The 24,589-nt window shown below is 68.2% G+C and carries 23 protein-coding genes; 8 read left to right on the plus strand and 15 right to left on the minus strand.

Annotated elements, in window-relative coordinates:
• Positions 1–131: 131 nt before the first annotated feature.
• From L2K70_RS11035 to L2K70_RS11075, 9 genes are all read right to left on the minus strand, one after another.
• Positions 132–1,124, minus strand: a complete 993-nt coding sequence (locus L2K70_RS11035) for a Gfo/Idh/MocA family protein (protein ID WP_236401893.1) — start codon at positions 1,122–1,124, stop codon at positions 132–134.
• Positions 1,121–2,527: a Tm-1-like ATP-binding domain-containing protein gene (locus L2K70_RS11040; RefSeq protein ID WP_236401894.1), complete on the minus strand. Its 1,407-nt coding sequence runs from the start codon at positions 2,525–2,527 to the stop codon at positions 1,121–1,123. Before L2K70_RS11040 ends, L2K70_RS11035 begins: the two co-directional genes overlap by 4 nt.
• Positions 2,527–3,336, minus strand: a complete 810-nt coding sequence (locus L2K70_RS11045) for an SDR family NAD(P)-dependent oxidoreductase (protein WP_236401895.1) — start codon at positions 3,334–3,336, stop codon at positions 2,527–2,529. Before L2K70_RS11045 ends, L2K70_RS11040 begins: the two co-directional genes overlap by 1 nt.
• 80 nt (positions 3,337–3,416) lie before the next feature.
• Positions 3,417–4,316, minus strand: a complete 900-nt coding sequence (locus L2K70_RS11050; RefSeq protein ID WP_236401896.1) for a phosphoenolpyruvate hydrolase family protein — start codon at positions 4,314–4,316, stop codon at positions 3,417–3,419.
• 33 nt (positions 4,317–4,349) lie between these two features.
• Complete coding sequence (locus tag L2K70_RS11055; protein ID WP_236401897.1) at positions 4,350–5,387, minus strand: ABC transporter permease; 1,038 nt, start codon at positions 5,385–5,387, stop codon at positions 4,350–4,352.
• Between the two features lies 1 nt (position 5,388).
• Entirely contained in the window at positions 5,389–6,888 is a 1,500-nt protein-coding gene (locus L2K70_RS11060; RefSeq protein ID WP_236402672.1) for a sugar ABC transporter ATP-binding protein, read from the minus strand.
• A 116-nt stretch (positions 6,889–7,004) separates the two neighbouring features.
• Positions 7,005–8,192, minus strand: a complete 1,188-nt coding sequence (locus L2K70_RS11065; protein WP_236401898.1) for a substrate-binding domain-containing protein — start codon at positions 8,190–8,192, stop codon at positions 7,005–7,007.
• Positions 8,193–8,806: 614 nt separating this feature from the next.
• Entirely contained in the window at positions 8,807–9,316 is a 510-nt protein-coding gene (locus L2K70_RS11070; protein ID WP_236401899.1) for a carboxymuconolactone decarboxylase family protein, read from the minus strand.
• Between the two features lie 264 nt (positions 9,317–9,580).
• Positions 9,581–11,029, minus strand: a complete 1,449-nt coding sequence (locus L2K70_RS11075; protein ID WP_236401900.1) for an aldehyde dehydrogenase — start codon at positions 11,027–11,029, stop codon at positions 9,581–9,583.
• A 226-nt stretch (positions 11,030–11,255) separates the two neighbouring features.
• Here L2K70_RS11075 and L2K70_RS11080 point away from each other — a divergent pair, with 226 nt between their 5' ends.
• Positions 11,256–12,416: an ROK family transcriptional regulator gene (locus L2K70_RS11080; protein ID WP_308195792.1), complete on the plus strand. Its 1,161-nt coding sequence runs from the start codon at positions 11,256–11,258 to the stop codon at positions 12,414–12,416.
• Positions 12,417–12,434: 18 nt separating this feature from the next.
• Here L2K70_RS11080 and L2K70_RS21880 read toward each other — a convergent pair whose 3' ends face one another.
• The gene (locus L2K70_RS21880) at positions 12,435–13,217 is read right to left on the minus strand and encodes an IclR family transcriptional regulator (RefSeq protein WP_443689305.1); all 783 of its coding nucleotides are present in this window, start codon (positions 13,215–13,217) and stop codon (positions 12,435–12,437) included.
• Between the two features lie 120 nt (positions 13,218–13,337).
• Here L2K70_RS21880 and L2K70_RS11095 point away from each other — a divergent pair, with 120 nt between their 5' ends.
• The gene (locus L2K70_RS11095) at positions 13,338–14,174 is read left to right on the plus strand and encodes a CoA transferase subunit A (RefSeq protein WP_236401902.1); all 837 of its coding nucleotides are present in this window, start codon (positions 13,338–13,340) and stop codon (positions 14,172–14,174) included.
• A gap of 5 nt (positions 14,175–14,179) precedes the next feature.
• On the plus strand, positions 14,180–14,848 hold the full coding sequence (locus L2K70_RS11100; RefSeq protein ID WP_236401903.1) for a 3-oxoacid CoA-transferase subunit B: 669 nt from the start codon (positions 14,180–14,182) through the stop codon (positions 14,846–14,848).
• Positions 14,849–14,980: 132 nt separating this feature from the next.
• Here the strand turns inward: L2K70_RS11100 and L2K70_RS11105 are convergent, their stop codons facing one another.
• Complete coding sequence (locus tag L2K70_RS11105; protein ID WP_236401904.1) at positions 14,981–16,291, minus strand: isocitrate lyase/PEP mutase family protein; 1,311 nt, start codon at positions 16,289–16,291, stop codon at positions 14,981–14,983.
• A 53-nt stretch (positions 16,292–16,344) separates the two neighbouring features.
• On the opposite strand from L2K70_RS11105, the gene L2K70_RS11110 reads away from it, so the two are divergent.
• Positions 16,345–17,091 carry an ArsR/SmtB family transcription factor gene (locus tag L2K70_RS11110; protein WP_236401905.1) on the plus strand — a complete coding sequence of 249 codons (747 nt, stop codon included), beginning with the start codon at positions 16,345–16,347 and terminating at the stop codon, positions 17,089–17,091.
• Between the two features lie 332 nt (positions 17,092–17,423).
• Here L2K70_RS11110 and L2K70_RS11115 read toward each other — a convergent pair whose 3' ends face one another.
• The 4 genes from L2K70_RS11115 to L2K70_RS11130 all read right to left on the minus strand — a co-directional run bounded on the left by L2K70_RS11115 (position 17,424) and on the right by L2K70_RS11130 (position 19,816).
• A complete protein-coding gene (locus L2K70_RS11115) occupies positions 17,424–17,987 on the minus strand; it encodes a GNAT family N-acetyltransferase (protein WP_236401906.1) in 564 nt (187 codons plus the stop codon).
• A gap of 62 nt (positions 17,988–18,049) precedes the next feature.
• A complete protein-coding gene (locus tag L2K70_RS11120) occupies positions 18,050–19,273 on the minus strand; it encodes an MFS transporter (protein WP_236401907.1) in 1,224 nt (407 codons plus the stop codon).
• Positions 19,270–19,617: a hypothetical protein gene (locus L2K70_RS11125; protein WP_236402694.1), complete on the minus strand. Its 348-nt coding sequence runs from the start codon at positions 19,615–19,617 to the stop codon at positions 19,270–19,272. Before L2K70_RS11125 ends, L2K70_RS11120 begins: the two co-directional genes overlap by 4 nt.
• The gene (locus L2K70_RS11130; protein ID WP_268930516.1) at positions 19,514–19,816 is read right to left on the minus strand and encodes a PDDEXK family nuclease; all 303 of its coding nucleotides are present in this window, start codon (positions 19,814–19,816) and stop codon (positions 19,514–19,516) included. The genes L2K70_RS11125 and L2K70_RS11130 overlap by 104 nt, the downstream gene beginning before the upstream one ends.
• A 335-nt stretch (positions 19,817–20,151) precedes the next feature.
• Here L2K70_RS11130 and L2K70_RS11135 point away from each other — a divergent pair, with 335 nt between their 5' ends.
• The 4 genes from L2K70_RS11135 to L2K70_RS11150 all read left to right on the plus strand — a co-directional run bounded on the left by L2K70_RS11135 (position 20,152) and on the right by L2K70_RS11150 (position 24,542).
• The gene (locus L2K70_RS11135; RefSeq protein WP_236401908.1) at positions 20,152–21,600 is read left to right on the plus strand and encodes a hypothetical protein; all 1,449 of its coding nucleotides are present in this window, start codon (positions 20,152–20,154) and stop codon (positions 21,598–21,600) included.
• A 32-nt stretch (positions 21,601–21,632) separates the two neighbouring features.
• The gene (locus tag L2K70_RS11140) at positions 21,633–21,845 is read left to right on the plus strand and encodes a hypothetical protein (protein ID WP_236401909.1); all 213 of its coding nucleotides are present in this window, start codon (positions 21,633–21,635) and stop codon (positions 21,843–21,845) included.
• 583 nt (positions 21,846–22,428) lie between these two features.
• On the plus strand, positions 22,429–23,247 hold the full coding sequence (locus tag L2K70_RS11145) for a UPF0158 family protein (protein ID WP_236401910.1): 819 nt from the start codon (positions 22,429–22,431) through the stop codon (positions 23,245–23,247).
• Between the two features lie 14 nt (positions 23,248–23,261).
• On the plus strand, positions 23,262–24,542 hold the full coding sequence (locus L2K70_RS11150; protein WP_236401911.1) for a hypothetical protein: 1,281 nt from the start codon (positions 23,262–23,264) through the stop codon (positions 24,540–24,542).
• Positions 24,543–24,589 lie beyond the last annotated feature (47 nt).

Genomic DNA, 24,589 nt, shown 5'->3' on the forward strand with positions numbered 1-24,589 from the left:
TATTGAAATGGTCAGACGTCAAGTTCGGTTGCTGTGTCCGTTCCGGTCGCTGCCTGGTGCGTGGAGTGGCTGCCAGAGACCGGCGCGTCCGGGGCGGGGGCCGGCGTCTCGGAGCACGGCTCGTGGCCGCCTCAGAGCGTGATGGGCTGCCCCTTCTCCTGGGACGCCTGGATGGCTTCCATGATCGCGACGACTCGACGCCCGTCCTCGGCGGACGGACGCGCCGGGCGTCCCTCTCGCACCGCGTTCACGAACTCCGCGAACTGGGCGCGGAATGAGGCGTCGCCTTCGATATAGGGGGTGATCTCCTCACCGACCACCGGGACCCCGTCACGCCACAGGTTGCGGTCGTCCGAGAGGTGCAGGGAGCCGTTGGGCCCGTTGACCCAGCGGAGGTTTACGGGTTCCTTGGCGTTCAGCGTGATGTGCCCGGTCGCGAGACTGCCGTCGTCGAACTCCAGGACGAAGATGGCTTCGTCCTCTCCCTCCCACTTGTCGCGCAGGCGGCGGGTCTGGGCGTAGACCCGTGTCGGCTTCGCGTCGACGAGCCACAGCATCGTGTCGATGACGTGCGGCCCGTTGAGCCCGACGGCGAGGCCGCCGGCCTCGCGGGCGGACCGCCACCAGTCCGTCGCAGCGTCCTCGACGTACACGCCGAGGTGGTGGTTGACGGTCAGTGGCCGGCCGAGCGACTCCACGAGATCGCGGGCCTGCTGGGCCCCGCGGAAAAAACGCCGGCACTGCCCGACCATGACCACGAGACCAGACTCCTCGGCCGCTCGGACGATGGTGTCGCTCTCGGTGACGGAGTTCGCCAGCGGCTTCTCCATCAGCACGTGCTTCCCGCTCTGAAGGATGCGGACGGCCAAAGGGGCGTGGACGTGATTCGGGACGGTCACCACGACGGCGTCGACGTCGTCGGAGGCCAGCAGCTCCTCGGTGTCGTGGACCGCCCGCTCGGCGGAGAACCGCGTTGCCAGTTCCTCGGTGCGTTCTTTCTCCTCGGGGAGGCCGCACACCGCGACCAGAGTGGCGAGCGAGGAGTCGTGAGTGATCGCGTCGAGGTGCGCGACGGAGATCCGTCCCGGTCCGATGAGCGCCACGCGGAGGGGTTGGTGGTTCATTCTTTGCCTCTTGTCGGTGTAGGTGATTCGGCGTGAGGGGCGGCCGCGACGCGACCAGATTGGTTGGTCTCGTTGGACTGGCTGGACTGACCGCCCCCGCCGACCCCGCCGACCCCGCCGCCGTCGTCCGCGTCACCCCTGTCGCCCTGATCGGAGCGCCGCATGAGCGCGAGCAGCTCGCGCACAGCGAGCTCGGCGAAGGCGCCGTCGTTGATGTGCAGGGGCGTTCTGATCACTCGTGTGTCGGAGCCGCTGAGCGCCTTGACCAAGTCGTCGGCAAGTGCGGCGCGGGCTGCGCTGTCCTCGAAGGGCTGCCCCGGGGCGTCGAGCGCAGATACGCCGCCATCAGGGACGATCACGACCGAAGGGCCGGTCGATGCCGCGACGCGCGACCCGATACTGAGACCGATCTGACGCGACTCCTCGACGGTGGTGCGCATCAGGGTGTTCTCGGCGTTGTGGTGGTAGAACGTCCGCCCCGTGAAGCGGGCAGGCACTGTGTCGGGGCGGCCGAAGTTCACCATGTCGGTGGCGCCGACCGAGACGACCTGCGGGATGCCGGCGCGCGCCGCCGCGTTGAGTCTGTCAGCGCCGGCGCTGAGGATCCCCCCGACAACTTCGTCCGCCCACTCGGTGGTGGTCAGGTCCAGGACTGCGGCGAAGTGGCCTTCGGCGCACAGTCGCTCCAATGTCCGGCCCCCGGCTCCCGTGGCGTGGAACACGACAACCTCGCACCCGGCCTCCTCGAGCAGCTCACGGCTGCGAAGCACCGCCGGGGTGGTGACCCCGAACATCGAGGCAGCCACGACCGGGCGTTGTTCGACGGCGGACGGGCGGCGGTCACCCTCTCGGATCGACAGGCCCTGCACCATTCCTGCCATCGCGTCGGCGGCGGCGGTGTAGGTCAGCCTCGAGACGGAGTTGACGCCGGCGACGTCCACCACGCTGGGGAACAGCACGATGTCGCTGGTGCCGAGGTAGTTGCTCGTGTCGCCGGCCGCGATCGTGGACAGGATCACCTTGGGCATGCCCAGCGGCAGCTCGCGCATGACGGCCGAACCGATGGTGGTGCCTGCGCCGCCCCCGAGTGCGAAGACCCCGTCGACCTCGCCGTCCGCGTGCAGTTGTGCGACGAGGAGTCGTGCGCCGCTGCCCATCGCTGCCACAGCGCGCGAGCGGTCCCGAGCTTCGCGGAGTTCCTGGAGGCTGGTGCCGGCGAGTTCGGCGACTTGGGCGGCGCTGTGGTCGGGGACGACGGGCGGGTCCCCGACCACGCTGTAGTCGACCAGAGTGACAGCGATGCCCCAACTCTGCAGGCGCGCGCGCACGAAGGCGGCGTCGTCGGCTTTCGTGTCCAAAGCAGCCAGGAGGACGACGCGTGGACGGGCGGTGTGCTCGGGCATCAGATCGTCAGGATCCCGCCGTTGACGTCGATGGTGGCGCCGTTGACGAAGCGGGAGAGGTCGGAGAGGAGGAACAGGATGACGGCCACGACGTCCTGCTCGTACACGTTGCGGCCGAGCGGGGTCTGGTTCGCCAGGACGACGAGGTCTTCCTGCCGGTCAAGGTCGGTGAGCAGGTCGTTCATCCGGGCTCCGACGATGCCGCCCGGACAGATGGAGTTGGCGCGGATGTTCTGGGGGCCGAACTCCTTGGCGAGGTGCCGCGTCAATCCGAGGACCCCCGCCTTAGCGGCCGAGTAGTGGCACCCGAGGAAGGGGCTGCTCGTTCGCCCGGCCAGGGAGGAGATGCTGACGAGCGCACCACCTCCGGCTGTTGCAATATGGGGGAGGAATGCCTGGTAGGTGACGAAGGCGCCCTTGAGGTTCGAGTCGAGGATGAGGTCCCACTCGTCACTGTCGACGTCAAGGGTCGGGCGCTGCGCTCGGTACGCGCCGGCGCTGTAGACGACGTTGTGGACGGCACCGAATGTGTCGACGGTGGCCTCGGCCACCTTCGCCATCTCGGCCGGGACGGTGCAGTCACCGACCAGAGTGACAACGCGGTCGGAGTGCTGGGACAGTTCTCTCGCGGCGGTCTCGACTCTCGTCGGGTCGATGTCAGTGACGGCGACCCGAGCGCCCATCTCGAGTAGCTGCTCCGCTGCGGCTCGTCCGGTGCCTCGCGCCCCGCCGGCGATGACGGTTACCGTCGACGCGAGGCTCTTCTCGATGCCCTCCCAGTTGAACTTGTCGTTGAGAGTCGCGTCCATGTCGGTCGCCGCCCTTTCTGCTCCGGTGGTTTGGGCGCCTCCGCCGTCACGAGCGGCGGTGGCGTGGTTGGGTTGAGTGGTCATGCGGTGCGAGCCGACTTGAACGCCTCGGTAGTGCTCACGAGTGCTTCCTCGACGGGGAGCCGTTCCATGCTGGAGGCGCCGACGAAGCCCACGGCATTCGTGCGGGTCATGACGTACTCGGCATCCTCGGGGGTGGCGATGGGTCCGCCGTGACACAGAACGATGACGTCCGGGTTCTCCTGCTTGGCCGCGTCCCCGATGGCCTGCGTGCGCTCGCAGGCGTCGTCAAGGGAGAAGGCGCCGTCGGCGGCCATGCCGATGCTGCCGCCGACGGTGAGGCCCATGTGTGCGATGACTGCGTCTGCCCCGGCGCTGACCATCGCCTTCGCCTCGTCTGGGGTGAAGACGTAGACGGCTGTGAACAGGCCCTTCTCGTGGGCTAGACGGATCATTTCCACCTCGCGTTCGAAGCCGAGGCCGGAGGCTTCGAGCTCGTGACGGATTCGACCGTCGAAGAGTCCGACGGTGGGGAAGTTGTTCACTCCTGAGAACCCCGCGGCGACGACCTGATCCAAGAAGACGCCGAGGTCGCGTGTGGGGTCGGTGCCGTTGACGCCCGCGAGGACGGGGACGTCGCGGACCACGGGGAGGACTTCGCGCTCCCCCATCTCCATCACGATGGCGTTGGCGTCCCCGAGCGGAAGGAGGCCGCACATGCTGCTGTGTCCGGCCATCCGGAACCGTCCGGAGTTGTAGATGATGACGAGGTCGGCGCCGCCGCGCTCGATGAACTTGGCTGAGATGCCTGTCCCGGCTCCGGCTCCGACGATCGCCTTCTTCTCCTGGACCTGCGCCTCGAGCCGGGCGATGACCTGCTGCCTGGTGTGTGTCATGAGTGTCAACCCTCGACGGCGTCCTGCCGTCGCCTTTCTGTTGTGGTTCTGCGGTGTCAGCACGACGCGAGGTCGCGGCTGGTCCGGGCGGACCGGCTACTTCTTCTTGGCCAGGGCGACGGCGATGATGATGATCACGCCCTGGATGATGATCTGTTGCGAGACGTCCGTCCCCGCGAGGATCAGGCCGTTGTTGATCAGCCCGATGAACACGGCTCCGACCGCGGAGCCGACGACTCGGCCGTTGCCGCCGAACAGGCTGGTTCCGCCGAGCACGACGGCCGCGATGACGGAGAGCTCGTCCCCGGTTCCCCACTGGTAACGCCCCGTCTGCAGCCGCCCCGCGTAGAGCATCCCGGCGATCGACGCCACCACCGCGGAGACCAGGAGCACGTAGAAGGTGATGCGCCGTGTGCGCACGCCGCTGAACTGGGCTGCGACGGCGTTGCCGCCCGTGGCGAGGACCTGGCGCCCGTAACGGGTCTTGTTCAGGACGACTACGCCGACGCCGACTGCGAGTGCGGCCCACACCAGGAGTGTTGGCGCCGGGCCGATCTCCCCGGACCCGAACGCGTTCGTGAACGTCGTGTCCAGGATGGGAACCGGTTGGAAGTTGGACATCCATTGAGCGATCCCGCCAGCGATGCCCAGCATTGCCAGGGTCACCAGGAACGAGGGGATCCTCAGCAGCGCGACGAGGGTGCCGTTCACGATTCCGACGGCGGCACCCACGCCGAGACCAGCAAGGATGCCGATTGCGGCGCTGCCCGTAGAGGCGATCGTCATGGCGACAACGACGCTGGACAGCCCGGCGACGGCTCCGATCGACAGGTCGATCTGCGCCGACGCGATGACGAAGGTGCCGGCGACCGCCATCACCACGATGATCGCGGTCTGGCGGGCGATGTTGAGCAGGTTGTTGGTGTTGAGAAAGCCGTCGTCCCTCAAGAAGATGGCGAAGAGGCAGAAGACGACTGCGAAGCCGATGTAGATGGCGTAGTCGCGCCAGTCCAGGCGGGCCCGCAGCGCGGGCCTTTCCGGCGGTCGACTGCGGTCGTCGGCGAGCGACTCCGCATTCGCGCCGGGGGTGGACTCTTGGTGCGCCGACTGGGCGTCGCGTGATTGCGTGGTCACGTCAGTTGACTCCTTGGACTGCGAGCTGGAGGGCTTCTTCGTCCGCAATGTCGGAGCGGTCAAGCTCTTCGTGGATGCGTCCGGCCCGAAGGACGAGGACCCGGTCAGCGACCGACAGCAGCTCCTCGAGCTCAGACGAGATGACGATGATCGCTGCGCCCGTGTCGGCGATGTCGAGCACGAGCTGCATGATTTCGGTCTTGGTGGCGATGTCGACGCCCTTGGTTGGTTCGTCGAGGATCAACACCCGCGGCGCTTGGCCGACGTGCTGCAGGCCGAGCCACTTGGAGATGACGACCTTCTGCTGGTTGCCCCCGGAGAGCCGCCCCACGGTCTCGTTGAGGGCCGAGGCCCTGATGTCGAGGCGGCTCATCAAGCCGGCGCACAGTTTGCTCCCGCGTCCGTCGTCGATGAGCGGCCCGCGCCCGAGCTTGCCGAGGCTGGGGAGAAGCAGGTTGGTTCGCACGGTGTGCCCTAGGACCAGCCCCTGCTGGGCGCGATCCTCGGGTACCAGCACGATGCCGGCGTCGATGGCGTCCTGAGGTCCTCTGATGCGCAGCGACCGGCCGTCGAGGAAGACTTGGCCAGCGTCCATCCGCTCGATGCCGAACAGACAGTTGGCGATCTCGGTCCGGCCGCTGCCAATGAGCCCCGCGAGCCCCAGTACCTCGCCCGCTGCCACGTCGAATGAGACTTCCTGAACGCGGTGACCGGAGGTCAGGCCGCGAATAGAAAGGACCGGCGCGCTCGAGCGTGTGCTCGCGAACTTGGGCTCGCCGCGTTTCAGGCCATGGAGGATCTCGCTCCCAACGATGGACTCCACCACCTTCGCCGAGGGCACTTCGGCGACGGGGCCCGTGAGCACGGTGCGACCGTCCCGTATCACCGTCAGACTGTCAGCGACGCGCTCGATCTCGGCCATCCGGTGTGAGATGTAAATGACGGAGATGTCTTGGTCTCGCAGCCGGTCGATCAGGCTGAACAGTTGTTCGACTTCGTGGTACGGCAGGCTGGCGGTGGGTTCGTCCATGATGAGGATTCGGGCGTCCAGGCTCAGCGCCTTGGCTATCTCGGTGAGCTGCCAGTAGCCCACGGGCAGGTCTGAGAGAACTGTTCGGGGCTCGATGTCGGCACCCATCCGGTCGAGGATCTCTGTTGACTTGCGGATCATCGTGGCGTCGTCGGTGAGACCGAATCGGCGCGGTTCCCGTCCCAGGAAGATGTTGCGGGCGACCGAGAGTGACGGGATGAGGCTGAACTCCTGGAACACCATGCCGATGCCGGCGGCTTTCGCGTCGTGCGGCGAGGTGAACTCGACGGCTTGACCGTCCACCTCGACCCGGCCGGCGTCGTGAGTGTGCACCCCTTGCAAGATCTTCATCAAGGTGGACTTGCCCGCGCCGTTGCCCCCCAACAGTGCGTGCACTTCGCCGCGCTTGACCTCCAAGTCGACGCCGCGAAGCACCTCGAACTTCCCGAAGGCCTTGCGGACTCCGGTCATCGACACGGCGGGCGGGCCTGCTGCGTGCGGGGCCGCTTGGAGGCCGGCACGCTCGTTCGGGTCCCCTCCTTGCGGCGGGGAGGCGTGGGCCCAGTGTGACTCGCGCGGGACGGACATCACTGGCCCAACGCGTCGGTGAGCTCGGAGGGCGGCTCGACGTCGTAGATCTTGGTCCACGACTCAGCTACGTCGTCGCGGGCTACGGGAACGGAGGGAAGCTCGACGAACGGCGGGGCCTCCTTGCCGAGCAGCGCGTAACCGGCCAGTGTCGCCTCGGTGAGGCCCTGCTGGTACGGCTGAGCTGCGGCGATGCCCTTGACGAACCCGTCCTGGGCCATGTCAAGTGCGACGTTGTTGCCTAGGTCGACGGTGGTCACTGCGAGGTCGTTGCGCCCGCTTGAGCGGGCTGCGTCGATGGCGCCTTCGCATGGCGCGTCGAAGAAGCACCACACGCCGCCCAGGTCGGGGTGCTTGGTCAGCCATGCGTTCACGGTCTGGCTTCCTTCGCCCTTCCAGTCCGGTCCGAGGAAGCCCTTGGACTCGACGACCTTCATGTCCGGGTAGTCGGAGGCGATCGTCTCCTCGAACCCCTTCTGGCGCAGCACGTTGGTGGGTGCCTCGGCGGCGTGGTAGACGACGCCGACTTCGCCTTCGCCGCACAAGGCTCGCGCCATCTGGTGTGCGCCGAGCACGCCGGCGCCGTAGTTGTCGGTCGCGACGACCGAGACGTAGTCGGAGCCCGCCTTGAAGTCCTTGGCCGGGTTTTCCATGAACACGAGCTTCACGCCCTGCTCGACGGCCTTGCGGTACGCGGGTGCCAGCGCCGTGGTGTCCAGGGAGGGGATCGACACCATGACGTCGGGCTTTGCGGCCAGAGCGGTCTCGATGTCCGAGAACTGCTTGGCCGGGTCCGCCTGTGCGTCGGTCTTGGCGACGATGCGCACGCCGAGCTTGTCGAACTCCTTGTTGATGGCGGCGACCTGCGCGTTGCTCCAACTGTCGCCCGAGAAGTGCATCACGACGGCAGCAGTGGCCTTCATCTGTCGGATCTGCTCGACCTCCTCAGCGGTGAGCTCGATCGTCCCGGCGTCGGCGGACGTCTCCCCGTAGGGGCCCTTTCCCAGCACGGCACCTGAGGAGTAGGCGGCGATGGCGTCGTCGTACGGCTTGGTGTCGCAGTTCTTGCTAGCACCGGTGCTGGAGTCGGCACTTGAACAGGCGACCAGCGCAGTGGCGCTGAGGGCGGTGGTGGCCAGCGCGGTGATCAGGCGGACGTGCCGGGTCGTACGCAGTGAGCGGGACATGGGTTCCTCGAATCTGGCGGGGCGGGCCGGCGGGCACGTTGTTCGCACCTTGCTCCCGAGCGTTCAGCCGGTGTTAATGTCGATCATCAACTTAAATGTGACGACCGTCGCCGTCAATAGTGTGAGGACCACCACTTTGAACGTCCCGGTCGGCCAGGCCCGTCGTGGCTAGAGATCCACGACTTAGGGGGTGAGCAAGCAGCCGTACTGACGCAGCACAGGTACCGGCGCTCGGCGTCCGCCCGTACTTGGCCCGCGTAAGAAGGTCGCTGGTTCTGAACGCGCGACGTCAGGCGCTCGAGCAATGACATCGCCACGCCTGCAAGAACCCAGCCGCGCTGGGAAGTGGCGGACCTCGCGACCGCCCAAGGCCCTGGCAACAGACGCCGCGTAGTGCGAACTCGTCCAAGCAGCCCTTGTAAGTCCGCGCCGGCATGGGTGCGGGGCGGCCGTCGGTTATCAAATGGGCCGAGATGTCATGGGCGGGAGGGGGCCCGCGACAGGCGCAAGAACTCATTCCAGTGCTTGCGGACGGACAGAAGCCGCAGACGCCGCTCGATAACCGCCGAGGTGGTGCGGCGTCGGGACGGGAGGTGGCCCTGCGTCGGCAAGACTCAGGCGTCGTCGGATTGTTGATCGCCGATGATGAGGTCGCTCAACAGTCGGATCGCGCCGACTGCGCGAGGGAGGCCGCAGTAGCCACCCACTTGAAACACTGCCTCACCGAGCTCAGCAGGCTTCAAGCCGGCCCGAAGAGCCGCGCGGGCATGAGCGAGGACGTACTCGTCCGAGGCGCCCGAAGCGAGCAGTGCGACCACGTTGACGAGCTGGCGGTCGCGCAACGACAGCGCCTGCCTCGGATACACGGTGCCGAACAGCGCCGTGATGACGTAGGTGCCAAACCCGGGAACCACGTCGTCGAGACGCTGCATGTCTTCTGCGGCGCCCGTGCCCTGCAAGAAGTCGAGTATCCGCTCCCCTCGCTGGAGGGCGGCCCCTTCCGAGTGTGCGCCAGCGTCGGCGGTGGCATGCCGTGGAGTAGCCGCAGCTAGGTCAGTGTCGCGGTCTTCAACGGGGTCGATGTCATAGACGCGGTGCCCGCCATGGTTGCTGCGCTCGATCATCGTGTGTCCGTTCGGTTTGAAGCATGTCCGGCAGAAGCTGAACCCGCAGGAGGACTGGTGATCTAGGTAGTCAGCGGCCGTGAAGCTCGTCCACCTTCGCCGCCCGCGGCGGCCGCTCCTGCCAGAGCACCGGTGACAATCGGCGCGATGACGCTGGCCGGCTGTCGGCTGGCCGGTCTCGCTTGGAAGTGCCCGGCTTACAAGCGTCTTGTGGAACCGCCCGCGCCCCCGACAGGGGCGCGGGGACGCGGGCGGCGCGAGGGGTCAGACGGCGGCTGGCTCGTCGGTCGACAGAGTGATGGCCTTCATCTGCGTGAGGGCGAAGAGGCCCTCAGGCCCGCCTTCCCGTCCGAAGCCAGACTGCTTCATGCCCCCGAATGGGGCGGCGAGGCACGGGAAGGTTCCGTTGATGATGAACACACCTGATCGCACTTCGCGGGCCACCCTCAGACCCGTCGCTTCGTCGCTGGTGAAAACCGACCCCGACAGGCCGTAGCGAGAGTCATTAGCGATCTCGATCGCTTCCTCGATGGTGTCGAAGGGGATGACCACGAAAACGGGACCGAAGATCTCGTTCTGCGCCACCTCCATGTCGTTGGTGACTCCGGTCAGCAGGGTCGGCTCCAGGAAGTAGCCGTCGAAACCGTCGGGTCGCGATCCGCCGTAAGCGATCGTGGCTCCGTCAGCGACAGCCCGCTCGATGTAGCCCTCCGCGCGCTCGCGGAATCGTTCCGCGGCAAGGGGCCCCCACTGGGTCTCGGGGTCGGTAGGGTCGCCCATCTTCAATGTCGCAAGACCCGCGACGAGGCGCGAAACGACCTCGTCGTGGATAGAGCGGTCGACGAGGAGTCTCGTCATTGCCACGCAGATCTGCCCGCTGTAGAGCGCCATCGAGTCCACAAGGACCGGGATGGTCGAGTCGAGGTCGGCATCGGCGGCGATGATGGAGGCGGACTTGCCGCCCAGTTCAAGCACGACGTTAGCCACCCTGTCGGCGCAGGCCTTCATGACTGACGTTCCGACCTCCGTGCCCCCAGTGAAGTGCACGGCAGCAACCTCGGGGTGCTCGACCAGGTACGCGCTGACGTCGGCGTCCCCGGCGATGAGGCTGAAGACACCTTCGGGGAACTGAGCCTCGTCCGCGGCGGCCCCGAAGACGTAGCCGAGCATCCTGCACTCGGCCGGAAGCTTGACAATGAGGGTGTTTCCCGCGATCAGCGCAGGAATGATCGCCAAGGCAAACTGCATGTGCGGACCGTTGAACGCGACGACGCCGACCGTCGGACCGACGCCCTCCCGACGGACCTCCAGGCGCCCCATGGACGTGTCCCGCACCTCTACCCAGGGTGCCGTCTCGGCTTCCCTCAGCGCTAGGTTCCAGAGGTCTGAGGCGGCGTTGGTGAGGTCGAGGCACTGGGTGATCGGCATGCCGGACTCCAAGGCCCACACTTCTGCGATCTGCTGCTTGCGCTTGTCGAGACCCTCGCAGAAACGCCCGATGCGCTCCAGCCGCTGAGTAACAGACAGCGCGTTCCACGCCCCGAACGCCTCGGCGGCCTGCGCGACTGCCGACTTCGCGTCCTCGATGCTTGGCCGTGGAAGTCGACGCACCACCCGGCCGTCGAAGGGCGACACGACGTCTGCCTCGTCAGTGGAGGCTGGCCGAACCCAGCGGCTGCCGATGAAGAGTTCGTCCGTGTGTGCGATGTCCATCTCGTACCTCGTCCTAATCAACCCGGAGCCCTTCCGGCGAAATTACGTTGACCGTCAGCGTAAACACGGCGCTTATCGCTGTCAACAATCGAGGCAAACGTTGGTCGGCAACATATAGAGTGGTGCAGTGGCCACACGTCGAGACGCACTGACGAGTCCTCTTCGCTCTTCCCGCGGGGGGCCGCCAACGCCTCTTCCCGTCTCTGTGCGTCGAGTCAACCCGCGCGTGGCCCGAGCTGGGGAGGTCTTGGACCTCATCCGCCGGGGGAAGGCCGAGACGACGACAGAACTAGCTCATGCCATGGGGCTCGCCCGGTCGACGGTGAGCGAGCGGATCGAGGCCCTGCAGCGTCTCGACCTGCTCGTGCCTGCGGGTGAGACCACCCCCTCGCGGGGGCGTCCTGCGGGGCGCTTCTCTTTCAACGCGAAGGCAGGTGTGACGCTTGCAGCGCAGGTCGGCATGAGCGGCACGATGGTCGCCATCACGGACTTGGCCGGGGAGGTGGAGTGGCACGACCAGGTGCAGCACGACATCGGGGCTGGTCCTGAAGCGTTGTACGACTTGTTGCTGAAGCAGTTCAACAACGGGCTGCGGGACCTCGGTCGCGAGACGTCCGCAGTGTTGGGGATCGGTGTAGGCCTGCCCGGTGACATCGAAATCGCATCCGCGCCGGCTCGCGCGGCCGGATCTGCCGGGAGCTGGGACGAGCAGGCTCTCAGGGACCGCCTCAGCGAAACCTTCGGAGCTCTTGCGATTGTTGACCGGGACGTCAATCTGATGGCCATCGGCGAGCACCGCTCCTCCTGGCCGGACGCAAAGGTGTTCATGTGCCTCAAGGTGGGAACGGTGATCGCTTGCGGATTGGTAATCGACGACCAGGTCATCCGGGGGGCGTCAGGGATGCTCGGCGAGGTTGGGCATACCAAGTTGGCGGGGGCCGATCTGCCTTGTGCCTGCGGAAGTAGGGGCTGCCTTAACACCGTCGCCGGTGGACCTGCGTTGGCCGCCCATCTGAGTGAGATGGGACTGGATGCACACAGCGCGCGCGACGTGTCGAACCTCGCCAACAACGGGAACATCCCGGCCGGGCAGGCGGTACGCGTCGCAGGTCAGCGGATCGGAGAGGTTGTGGCGTCTGCGATCAACTTGCTGAACCCCGACGTCATCACCGTGTGGGGGTACCTAGTCGACAGCGGCGACCAGTTCCTGGCCGGACTGCAAGAGTCTGTGTACAAGACAGCACTGCCATCGTCCGCGCAGGCAGCGATCATTACGCGGGCTCGTCTGGGCGACGACGTGGGGTTACGTGGTGCGGCCCTCACGGTGATCGAGCGAGCGCTGGAGCCCGAGAAGATCGACCTTCTGGTCGACGCGGTGAGCGCCTGACCGGCTCGGGCCCCGGGGTCAGCGCGTGGCGCGTAGCCGGCCCGACAGCTCGTGCGCCGCGCTCAGCAGGCGGCGCCCGAGGTCGGGCTGCCGTGCGGCCGTGAAGCGGTGTTCCACTCCAGTCAGGCTGAGTGCTCCGATAGGGGAACCTTGCTCGTCGAAGACTGCTGCACCCATCCCCCAGCTCCCCTCGACGATCAAGCCAGGGTTTAGCGCCCACCCGACATCTCGCGTCGTCGCCAAACGGGCACGGACCTGCGTCGCCTCATGCGCCGCGCCGTACTGGACACGGTCCGACCGAGCAAGACAGGCGTCGATCTCCTGGGGCGACATGTAGGCGAGGATTGCCGTACCGGCAGAGGCGACGCCCAGCGGGAACCGGCGCCCCTCATGCAGGACGTGTGATCGGAGCGGAAAGCTTCCGTCCTCGCGCACCATGCAGACCGTCTCGTCACCTCGGCGCACGGAGTAGAAGGCACTCTCGCCGGTCTCCGCCGCTAGCCAGCGCACGAGCGGACGCGCCTGCGAAGTGTGGTCGTAGCGACGACTGGCTGTGGCGCCCCAGAGGTAGAGTTCTGGTCCAAGGACCCACCGTCCGTCCTCCTCCACACGGTCTGCCAGGCCTCGGGCGGCGAGCACCGAGAGCAGACGGTGGGCTGTCGCCCTCGGTACGCCAGTCGCCGCCGCCATCTCGGTCGTAGTTCGCCCCGAGGGCTCCCCTGCGGCGAGTTCCCTCAGCAGTACCGCTACTCGGCCGACCACATCGCTCGGCCCAGTTGACGCGCGAGCCGCTCGAACCATGCCCGGATTCTACGTCCACTGAGTGAACGCTAACTCGCTTCTCACTGCACGCATCGACCAACTAAGCGCTATATGGCGTCCACTCGTTGACCGGCAACCAGCGAAAGCAAGGATTGTTCGATGGACAAGACGTACAGAACCGCTGGGGACGCAGTTGAGGACATCCCCAACCGGGCGACTATCGCTGTCGGTGGCTTCGGCATATGCGGGATCCCCTCGGTTTTGCTGAAAGCGTTGCTTGACGTCGGCACGACCGAACTCGAGGCCGTGTCGAACAACGCGGGCCTCGACAATGCCGGCCTGGGCATGCTTCTCCGGGCTGGACGGCTGCGTCGAATGGTCGCCAGTTACGTAGGCGAGAACAAGGAGTTCGCGCGGCAGTACCTCTCCGGTGAGCTGGAGGTCGAGCTGACCCCGCAGGGCACGCTCGCCGAGCGGATGCGCGCGGGCGGCTCGGGGATCCCGGGCTTCTACACCGCGACCGGTGTCGGCACGCAGGTCGCCGAGGGCGGCCTGCCGTGGAAGTACGACGACTCGGGCAACGTGATCGTGGCCTCGCCGCCCAAGGAGACCAAGGTCTTCGCGACCGCCGAGGGTGAGAAGGAGTACGTGCTGGAGGAGGCGATCGTCGCCGACTTCGGGCTGGTGCGGGCCTGGAAGGGCGACCGCCACGGGAACCTGGTCTACCGGCAGTCCTCGCGCAACTTCAACCCGCTGGCGGCGATGTGCGGGCGGGTGACCATCGCGGAGGTCGAGGAGCTCGTCGAGCCGGGCGAGCTGGACCCGAACGACGTCCACACCCCGGGCGTCTACGTGCAGCGCGTCGTCGCGCTGACCCCGGAGCAGGCCGCCGACAAGCGGATCGAGAAGACCACCACGCGACCGCGACCCGGCGGCCCGAGCTCTACCGAGGGCGCCCTGGTCGACGACGCCGCGACGCACGGACTGGGAGGCTGAGCGAGATGAGCTGGAGTCGTGAGGAGATGGCGGCGCGGGCCGCGTCCGAGCTGACCGACGGGTCCTACGTGAACCTCGGCATCGGGCTGCCGACCCTGGTCCCGAACTACGTCGCCGACGACGTGGAGCTGGTGCTGCAGTCGGAGAACGGGATCCTCGGTGTGGGGGCGTACCCATTTGAGGGCGAGGAGGACCCGGACCTGATCAACGCCGGCAAGGAGACCGTGACCCTGCGCAAGGGGGCGTCGTTCTTCGACTCGGCCCAGTCGTTCGGGATGATCCGCGGAGGCAAGATCGACGCCGCGATCCTGGGTGCGATGCAGGTCTCGGCCGCGGGCGACATCGCGAACTGGATGATCCCCGGGAAGATGGTCAAGGGCATGGGTGGCGCGATGGACCTGGTCCACGGCGCCAAGCGGGTGATCGTGCTGATGGAGCACGTCGCCAAGGACGGGTCGCTGAAGATCCTCGACGAGTGCGACCTGCCCTACACCGGCAAGCGGGTGGTGCAACGGATCATCACCGACCTCGCGGTCATCGACGTGATCGACCCCGCCACCGGCGAGGTCGCCCCGTCCGGCACGACCGGCGAGCGGGTGCTCAAGCTCGTCGAGCTCGCACCCGGCGTCACCGAGGACGAGGTCCGGGAGAAGACCCAGCCCGAGCTGCACTGAGTCGCCGCTCACCCGTTGTGCTCCCACGACAGGTCGTCGACGTATCGCTTCTGATGGGCCGTCGACGCCTTGAGTCGCTCGCCGTAGATGACGGTCCTGTGGCCCTCGGAGGATGTGGCTCCTTCCACGCCATCAGTGCAATCGAGAATGCAGATCCTCGAACTCGGCGTAGTGAGCAGCGGCAGGCAGGGGTCCGCCGCTGCGGTACGACTCGACCGTGCCAACCGCCTGAGTCATCGCCGTTCGGAACAGAAGCGACCCGGTGCTGATCCGCCGTACCCCCAGGTCCCGCAGCACGGCGTAGGGCAACTGCGCGAGCGCGTTCAGGGGCGTGTCGCCCAGCGTCTCGACGAGTTCGGAGATCAGCCCAGGGTCGTCCAGTCCAGGCACGAAGACGCCATCTGCCCCGGACTCCACGTACGACAGTGCCCGGCGGAGAGTCGCTTCGCGCTCCAAGCCCAGCCACCAGGTGTCAACCCGGGCGTTGATGAAGAGTTCGGGGGCGGCGTTCTTCATCGCGGCAATGGCGGAGCATTGGACGTGAAGGGGCTGAAGAAAGGTTCGTCGGCCGTCCTCGATGTTCACGCCCGCCACCCCTGCGACAGAGAGCTGGGTGGCTAGCTCGCCGGGGTCGACACCCAAGCCGCCTTCAACGTCCACGGTCACTGCGACTGGCAGACGAATGATGGCTTGAGCCAACTCGATGGTCTCGCGATACGTACTTCCGGTGGCGTCCGGTTTGCCTGCGGATGCCGCGATGCCGAGGCTGGTGGTGCCGATGGCCTCGAACCCCGCTCTCCACAGTAGCGCGGCGGACGCCCGGTCCCATGCGTTTGGCAGCAGTAAAGGGTTCCCTGCCTTGTGGAGGCGCTTGAAGTACTGATTCCCTTCCACCAGCGCCGCTGCGTGCTTTCGGCCCGGACAGGCATGTCGTCCGGCCCCGAATGGTTGCCCTTCCAATGACACCTCGATCTCATCGCCCGAGACGTTGACCCGCCGGGTCGTGGGGACCGGTGGACTTTCGTCTCGAATCGCGGCTCGGGTCGCCGTACAAGCTTGAACCAGAAGCCCGACTCGAGCGGCAGTGGATTCGTCCCACCTGCCGCCCAGAACGGCGACCACCCGCTCAAGAGCGGCGTCTGCTTCGTCGACGATGGGGGTGTGCGGCTGATACGACCCGGCGATGGTCTCGACGTCAAGCGCGACCGTCCGGGGGAGCCCCATCGCTTCCGCGAGTGTCGCCACGGGATGCCCGGGACGACGCAGGGCTTCGGCGTCGATCGCGTCAAGCACGTCCGTGGCCAGGCGCCGCCTACGGAGGTGGGCTTCCCCCTCCGAGAAGCGGGCGACATGCGAGCGCAGCCAAGCCACTCCCCTTGTCGCATGCGGTACGACCGGGACGGTGTAGGAATCGTCGAGTAGTTCATCCACAATCCCGATCATGGGGGCGGAACGTTTCGACGCGCACCGAACCCTCCTTAGTTCACACTGAATCCATGTCGGCCGAGTCGCTTTCCGTGATCGCGCGTTGCATGTCCGACCCGACGCGGTCACGGATGTTGGTCGCACTCATGGACGGCCGCGCCTGGACAGCTCGCGAACTGGCGGAGGCGGGTGGCGTCGCAGCCTCGACGGCAACCGACCACATCAACCGGCTAGCGGGCGGTGGACTCCTGATTGAGCACAGGCAAGGTAGACACCGTTACGTCGCGCTCGCCGGTCCCGATGTGGCGTCAGCCATCGAAGCGCTGGCGGCCTTGGGCCAGGAGGAAGTTCGACCGCCGCGCAGCATGCGGCAGGCACGGACGAACGCGGCACTCGCCCGCGCTCGTCTGTGCTACGACCACTTCGCGGGCGGCCTGGGTATCGCGATAACCGACGGCTTGATAGCCAAGGGCGTCGTTGAACCTCACAGTCTCGAGTTGAGCAGGCGCGGGTCCGCGTGGCTGGAGGACCGCCTAGGCGCACCCCTTCCGCCACAACGGCGGGCGGTCACCCGTCCGTGCCTGGACTGGACTGAGCGCAGGGTGCACCTGGCCGGCGCCTACGGTGCCCACATCGCCACCGTGGCGTTGAACCGGGGTTGGGTCGACCGCCTTCCGAGCAGTCGCGCTGTCGAGGTTACGACCGCGGGCGCCGGCCAGCTGGCAGACGTGTTCGGCGTCGACCTCACGACGCAGCGCCAGAGGCTCGCGACCGCGCCGGTCGCACGAGGGCCCAACGTCGAGTCGCCACGCCACTGAACCAGTCCTCGTCGTGGAACGCGCGTCAACAATCCGGACGGCTAACGGTCGCAACCGGCCCACCGCCTCCGAGACCTCGCCCGTGCCTAGCGATAGTCAGCTCCTGGAAGTGCTTTGGGGGCTCACGTGCCTGCGTCGTTGTCGGCGGTCTTCGCTGCCGGCGCCACCGGTGGCCAAGCGAGAAGACGCGTGGCGCACGTCGGTCACGAATGGGAATAGTGCCTCGGCCTGACCGAACGAGCCGCAGAGTCGGTCTAGTGAGGTTGTCGCGACTCCCCGACCCGCGCCGACACCCTATCGAGCCGGCGACCCCAGGCGTTTGAAGTCCCAACTCACCTGCAGCCCGGAGGCCGACGGTCGGAAGCGCCACTCGCCATATGCAACTCGTCCGCCGGCGACACGGCCGGGATTCGCTGGCGCACCATTCGGTGCTCGACGCCCACCCGCGCCGCCTTGCTCACTCCGTCGTACCTGAAGCCCTGCCGACGGTAGAAGCGGCTGGCGCGCTCGTTGCCTTCCAGGATCCACAGGTATGCCGCTCGATCGTCGATCACCGCCTGGAGCAGTGCATGGCCAAGCCCTTGTCCGTACATCTCCTTGCGGATGTAGAGGCCCATTACTTCCAGCGCGGCGGGTCGTCGCGCAGGGGGTTCGCGGCCGGGTCCTGCCGTGACGAAACCGAGGAGACGGTCGCTTGCTTCCTCTGGAGCGACGAGTGTGGTGGCCGGATCGTTCAGGAGAGCGGATCGCCAACGACGGATCCTCTCGCTGCGGGTTTTCCGCCGATCGCGAAGCACGTCCGCCGAGATCAGGTCCGCGTACGCCTCGTCCCACACGTCGAGGTGCAAGTCGGTCAGGGCGACAGCATCACCCGTGACGGCTGGACGAATGTTCACGGTAATCACGCTAGACGCTGCGCCTCTGCGAACGGACCGTCATGGTACCGAGCAGCGCCGCCTCATCGGCCGGTAACGGCGGCGGTCGCTTCGGCGTCTGAGTTGTCTGCCGCCGATCTGGCGAACGCAAGGACGCCGGCTACCGCGACGACGATCATCAGCGCTCCCACAACCAGTGCGGTGCCAAGGTCCTGGAAGAACAGGGCCGATGCTGTCGCGGGGCTGGCTGCCATGCCTGCGGACGTGCCGATTCCGAATACCCCGACGATGCCGCCGCGGTTCTCGTCGTCCCCGACGCCGTACTGCACGTCCCACAACACGAACATGATGCCGATGAGCGCCACCTCAGCCGCCGACGCGCTGAGGACGAGGAGACCCGAGACTACGACGTCGCCGCTGCCGGGCCCGTGGACGGCAAGAGCGAGCGCGAGGAGGCCGCTGACCTGGACCGCCAGCGCCGCGAGGAGGATCGGTCGCGCGTGTCGCGCGACCACGTGGGCCCTCGATCGAACGGCTCGCTCACCCCCGAGGGCGACGGCCAGGGCCAGCGCCGGTGAGGCGGCGACAATCCACGGGGGCAGACCGAGGTCCGCGACGACGACGGCGACTGCCGCGTCGGGGACGTAAGCCAGGCAGAGAAGAAGACCGAAGAGCCCCGCCGTGAGGACGATGGATCGGGGCGGCCGGTACAGCTGCCACCACCGACGCTTCGTCGAAGGCGCGATCAGCGCCCGCGGGAGGGCGAGCGTCAGCAGCAGGGTGAACAAGAACGAGGCGGCGTTGACGAGCGGTATCAGCTCGGTATGCCCGTCGCCAAAGACCAGGACCACGATTGCCGCTGCGGCGCTGCCAGCCAGCGACATGGCGATGGTCCACACCCGTACGCGCGCCTTGAACGGGACCAGGGCGTGCTTCTCAAGATAGAGGGGCGGTAAGGCGCCGCGCACCGGTGACGTGACACGGCTGAGGGCCGCCCCGATTCCGCAACATGCGAGCACCACGGCGTGGACGCCGACCATCGCCATCGTGAGGTACGTCGCGACCTGCAGGACTTGCACGGCCGCGAGGATGCGTCGCGCGCCCCACAGGTCGACCCACGACGCAGCCGGAAAGGACAAGGCGACCCCTACGAGGCCGCCTGTGGCCAGTGCGCTGAGTAGTCGTGTCGCGTCTACGCCCTCGCCAGAAATGGCGAAGAAGCCGATGCCGGCCAAGAACATCGCCGTGCCGAAGGCGTCGACGACGATATTCGCCCAGATGAGGTGAGCCACCCGGTTCTGCATCACGGTCTCCCCATCAACGCCACTTCGCGGAACTGGATCGGTGCTGTGCCGTCGGCGCCCCCGAACTCCTGCATGAACGCACCCACCTCCGCCTCCAGGCCGTCGTCGGCGCGCGGGGTGGCTCGCCAGTACGAGGACGATCGCACGAAACCAGTCAGGGCGGCGTCGTCGAACTGGACTGTGTTCCGCTGCACCGTCCACCGGGGGCGACAGGTGTAGAACGTGCGCCCCATGGCCATCGCGTCATTGGGGTCGGGTCCTGTCTGAGCGCCGAGCAGCCGTCGCAGCACTCGGAACCAGGCGCTGGAGGTCTCGTCGAGAGTCTCGATCCAGCTCCAGAGGATCACCAGTTGGCCGTTCCGGGCACGCGTGCCAGAAACACCCGTCCACGAACACGGCCACGCGCGCTCGAGAGAACACGACGTCGGCGCGGCGCCGCGTGCCCGGTAGGGGAGCACGGTCGACGCGGTAGCGCAGACCGGCGGCGTGCAGCAAGGTGCGCACCGCCATCTCGGGCTTGGTGTCGCGGACCCGCTGCGCCTGCATCCGGCTGCGGACTCCCGGTGATGACGCGAAGCTTTGGTCGACGCTGCCGCGTCGTCTCCTGACGCTCGACTTGGGCCGCCCGTCGGACCGTCCGTTCACCCGCACACCATGCCCCGGCCACCCCGCGAACTCCAGCAGGACCCGACCGGACCCCGGCCGGACCACCGCCCGACCCGGCCTCGCCGGGCACTACGATCACCCGGTCACCCGACCGCGCGGATGACTCGGATTGCGACGCGACGGAGGCACGGAGGGGCGATGAGCATCGAGTCGAGGCGGCGTGAGCGCAGCGCCAGCGCCGCCGACAGGCTGCGAGCGCCGTCGGGAGGGCACAGGTGAGCTGGGTGCGCCAGCTCGCCAACCGGTTGACCGGGCGCGCCTCCGACGCCGACGTTCGGGCGCTGTCTCTGAGCACGGTTCTCTACAACCAGCAGGGCTGGCAGTACCGGAAGGTGCAGAGCCACGAGCTGCGCGAGGGCGACTACGAGGTCGTAAGCGTCTCGATCGACTGCGCGCCCCAGGGCCTGCCGGGCCTCTGGTACGCGCTGGACGGGCCCGGCGGCCAGACGGAGCAGGCGTTCCTCGTGCCCGTGACCTACATGAGGAAGGGCGCGCTGCGCCAGTTCGACATGCGCGGCCCGGGCGGGGAGGCGCTGCCCGTCATCGGGCGCTCCGAGTACACCGCCCTCATGAGCGGCCTGCTGACGTACCAGCTCGAGGACTCCCCGACCCCCGGTACCGAGGCGGCGCTCCTGGAGGCCGCGCTGGAGACGATCCTCGACGGCGACCCCGAGGCAGCGGTCGCCGCCAGTCGAGAGCTCCTCACCAACGGCACCGTCGGCGGCCGGCCCGTGCTGGACCCGTCGCGCGTGAACAAGTGGGCGCGCGAGCTCCTGACGGACCTCGCGAAGGTCTGGGTCCTCTTCGCCTTGGTACCCGGCGAGTACGCGGGCCGCCGCGTCGTCCTGAAGTACTCCCACCACGCGAAACAGAGCGCCGACGATGCCTCGGCGCGGCGACGCTGGCTCGGCGCCGCCGGTCTGTCGACGCTCCCGGTCAAGTTCACGCTCTCCCACCCCACGGGGGCGGCGTCGCACCACCTCGAGGTCACCGTCCCCGGGGACCTCTCGTGCTCAAGCCTGCGCATGCCGGGCCCGGTCGAGGACCGCAACACGACCGACTCCTCCGACGCGGGCGTCGTCCACGGCGCCGCGAGCTACGAGGTGGAACCGGACAAGCCGGCCTTCGTCGAGTTCACCGTCCCGTGGGCCGGCATGCGCGCGACGACGTGGCTGGTCTCCTCGGTCACGTTCGCCGTCACCTTCCTCGGCCTGCTCCTGCCCGGGGCCCAGCAGGCACTGCTCGACGCGGCGGACGGCGCCGGCGCCGTCCTCCTCGCGGTGCCCGCAGTCGCCGTCGCCTTCGCGGCGGGACGACGCGAGAGCGAGGTCGAGTCCGTCCTGCTCGGACCGCTCCGGGTGTGGGTCACCACGTGCGCGCTGTCGCTGTTTGCGTGCGCCTGCAGCATCGTCGGGGTACTGCACGACCCGTTCCGCACCTGGCTGTGGGCCATCGGGGCGCTCGCGTCCATGACGGTCGCCCTCGTGCTGTGCGCGCGGGAGGCCCGCCTCATCCTCGGCCGGTGGTGGGAGCCGCTCGTCGGTCTCACGGCGGCCTTCGTCCTGTTCACCGTGGAGCTGCGGGTAGGCGACACGTGGCCGCGAGCGTGGTCCGAGCAACTCGTGGCGTGGTCGTGGGTGCTGTGTCGGTGGCTCGTGCCATGATGAACGGCAAACAAGACACGGAGGGGATCCCGGTGGCTGCCAGCAAGCGCGAGAACGCCAGCAAGCCGTGGCGTCGCGCGGTCAAGAGCGGCAGGGACGAGGTCACCTGGTCGGTCATGAGCGTCACCTCCTCCGAGGCGTCCGGGCCCAGCGGCGCCGGGAGCCGCGCCGACGCGTCGCGCAACCCTCGCGGCAGCGAAGAGATGCGGCTGACCGTCCCCCGGCTGCGGTCGCGGCGCGCCTGATCCCGACGACCGGCGACGACGCCGGGGCCGCCCCGCGGGCGTGTCCAACGCGTCCCGGCTTGACCTCGCGGGACGTAGGCTTATGCTTGACCCAGAGGAACTGACGTCTTGTCCGGCCCGAGGTGGGCCCGGCCAAGGCAACAAGCCGCACGCATCGCGTACGACTTCGCGTCTCGGTATCGGGGGCGCGGGGCAGGCGACGAGCCACAGGGCGGGCCGAAAGGCCCATGGCGGGCGGCAGAGGCGATGCTGGTTGCTCGCGAGATCGCGCACGACGCGCGATCACCCTTAAAAGGCGCGAGGAGCTTCGATGTCCAACCCATTGACCCGACCCGATCACGGAGACAAGGGTGTACCCGCGAACGCGGGAGCGGTCGAACAGTCAAGGGGCGGGAACTCCGAAACTCCCGCCGAGAACTTCAGCGGCGGGGCTGGGGTGGACCGCTGGTCCCCCCAGCCTTCGCCCGCCGCCCCGTCGGAGCACCCCTATCCCCCCGACAGGGCTATGCGACTCCTGGTCCGCGCTCTGTCCGAGATGACTAGGGACGGTCGCACCACCACCGCTGCGGGCGTTTCGGCCCGCATGATGCTCATCGACGCGGACTTCCGCACCCAGCTCGCCGGCTTCAGGAACTTCCGCGCGCTGATCGGTGAGGCGCACGAGCGCGGCCTGGTCGACGCCCGCAAGCCCTTGGGCGCCACCGATGTCGTCATCACGCTGCGCGGCGGCTCGCCGTCGAGCGTCCCGGACAGGAACGCGGCCTCCGGCTTTCTGGGCGGCTGGCTGCGGCGGGACCTGTGGTTGGCGCTGAACGACTGGACGGGCTGCCGCTACGCCTGGGACCCCGGCACCCGCCGAACGAGACGGCTGGCCGGCGCGGAGCACGACACCGAGCCCCAGCTCGCCCCGGGGGAGGTTCTCGTCCCGGTGCTGGGCCGCGACGAGCAGCACCGCTGGATGCGCGAGTTCACCGACGACGTTCCGGTCCCGCCGGTGCGCGCCGACCTCGAGGCCGCGCTGGCCTCGGATCACCCCCTCGACGCGTTCCGGAGCGCGGTCTGGTCCCACCACCAGACACGGCGCCGGTGGGAGGGCATGCTGCGCCACCGGCTGATGGACCGCGCCCGTGACTGGGCGCGCGCCGAGGGAATCGACTACAACACCTTGCTGAGCGAGCACACCGAAACCGTGCACCCGCCGGTCCGTCAGCAACCCGCAGGGTCGCCGGCAGGCGAATCGGCACGTGACTCGCGAACTGCTCCGCCGGGCGTCCCCGGTGCCCACGGTGCTCGCGGCGCCGAGGAGGAGCTGCGCAGGGCCGTGCTTGCTGTCCTCGCCGACCTACCCCTGGGGGAGCTCCTCCGCCTGCCGATCCCACTCGAGCACGTACTCAGGCGGTGACCTGAGTGGCCGACGTGAACATTCGTCGGCTGGTCGAGACCGCGGCAACCCTGTACCCGGGCGGTGGCGGATCGGGCCGCCGCGACCACGAGCTGGGGCACCGCATCAAGCAGGACATTCACTACGCCCACTCCGCCGGTGACGTGTACCTCCCGCGCTCGGGCGCCTCGCTGGACAACCTCCGCGCCGCCATGAGCCGGCCCGTGCTGGACCTCGACGAGGCGCTCAACGGGTCGGCCTGGCGCGGTCTGCTCGGCTCCGGCGGGGTCCTGCAGCTGCCCGTGCCAGACGAGGAGCTGCTGCTCGGCGAGGGGATCGTCGTGCCCGGCGGGCGTCGCGGTGACCTGCGGCGCCTCGCCCTGGTCGGCGTGCTCGCGCCGGGCGACGACGCGCTGCGGCGCGACGGGTCGCCCGCCGTCGCGCGCGTCGGCGCGGTCGCCACCCTCACGGTGCTGACCAACCCAGCGCGCCGTCGCAACGCCGACGACGCCTGGATCACCCCGGACTGGAAGCACAGCACCGCCGCGCTCACCACGTGGGTCGCCCGCCGGATCGAGGTGGCCGGTCCCCGGACGCTCGCGCGACTCGGGAGGACGCGCCTGGGGCTGCTGCTCCACCCCGACCGCGCCCACCTGCTGGCGGACCCGGCGCGCGTGGAGTCCGCGCGCGCAGCGGCAGCCGCCTTCGGCTACTCCCTCGCCGTGCTCTCGCCCCTGGTCAGCGACCACGGCAGCGTCCGCGCGTCGCTGCAACGCGACTCCCCCACCGGCCTCATCGTGCTCGGGCCGACGGACGGGCGGACCGACCCGCGGACCGCCGCGCTCGTCGACGCCTACACCGCAGCCGCGCCCGGCCGGCCCGTGCTGCGCGTCGACGCCGAGGACCCGGAGGAGGCATCGGGCCAGGTACGGGACGCGATCGCGCACGCCGCCGGCGTCAGCGCGGCCTTGCACCTCATCGGCGACCCAGCAGCCCCCTGGCCGGTCGGCGAGGTCGAACCCGCTCGCGGCGGCACCCCGACACCGCCCGTCTCGGACCCCGCCGAGTGCCGGCACGACAGTCGCCACCGCTTCTACCTTCGCGACGCGACCACGGACCTGTGGTGGACCAGGGACACCGCCGGGCACACCGGTTGCGTGTTCAAGACCTACCTGAAGAACGGTCCGCGCCTCGTCCACGAGGCCGACCGCGACGCGGCCGGCACCGTGATCGACAAGTACAAGGGCGACGACGGCAAGATCATCGAGCTGACGGACCTGAACCACTGCGCCGACCCCGGACGACACCTGCGCTAGGTCGAGGCGTCACCGCCGCGTGCCCGACGCCCGGGGGCGGGCGTAGC

Source organism: Nocardioides potassii (assembly GCF_021648885.1).
Taxonomy (GTDB): Bacteria; Actinomycetota; Actinomycetes; order Propionibacteriales; family Nocardioidaceae; genus Nocardioides; species Nocardioides potassii.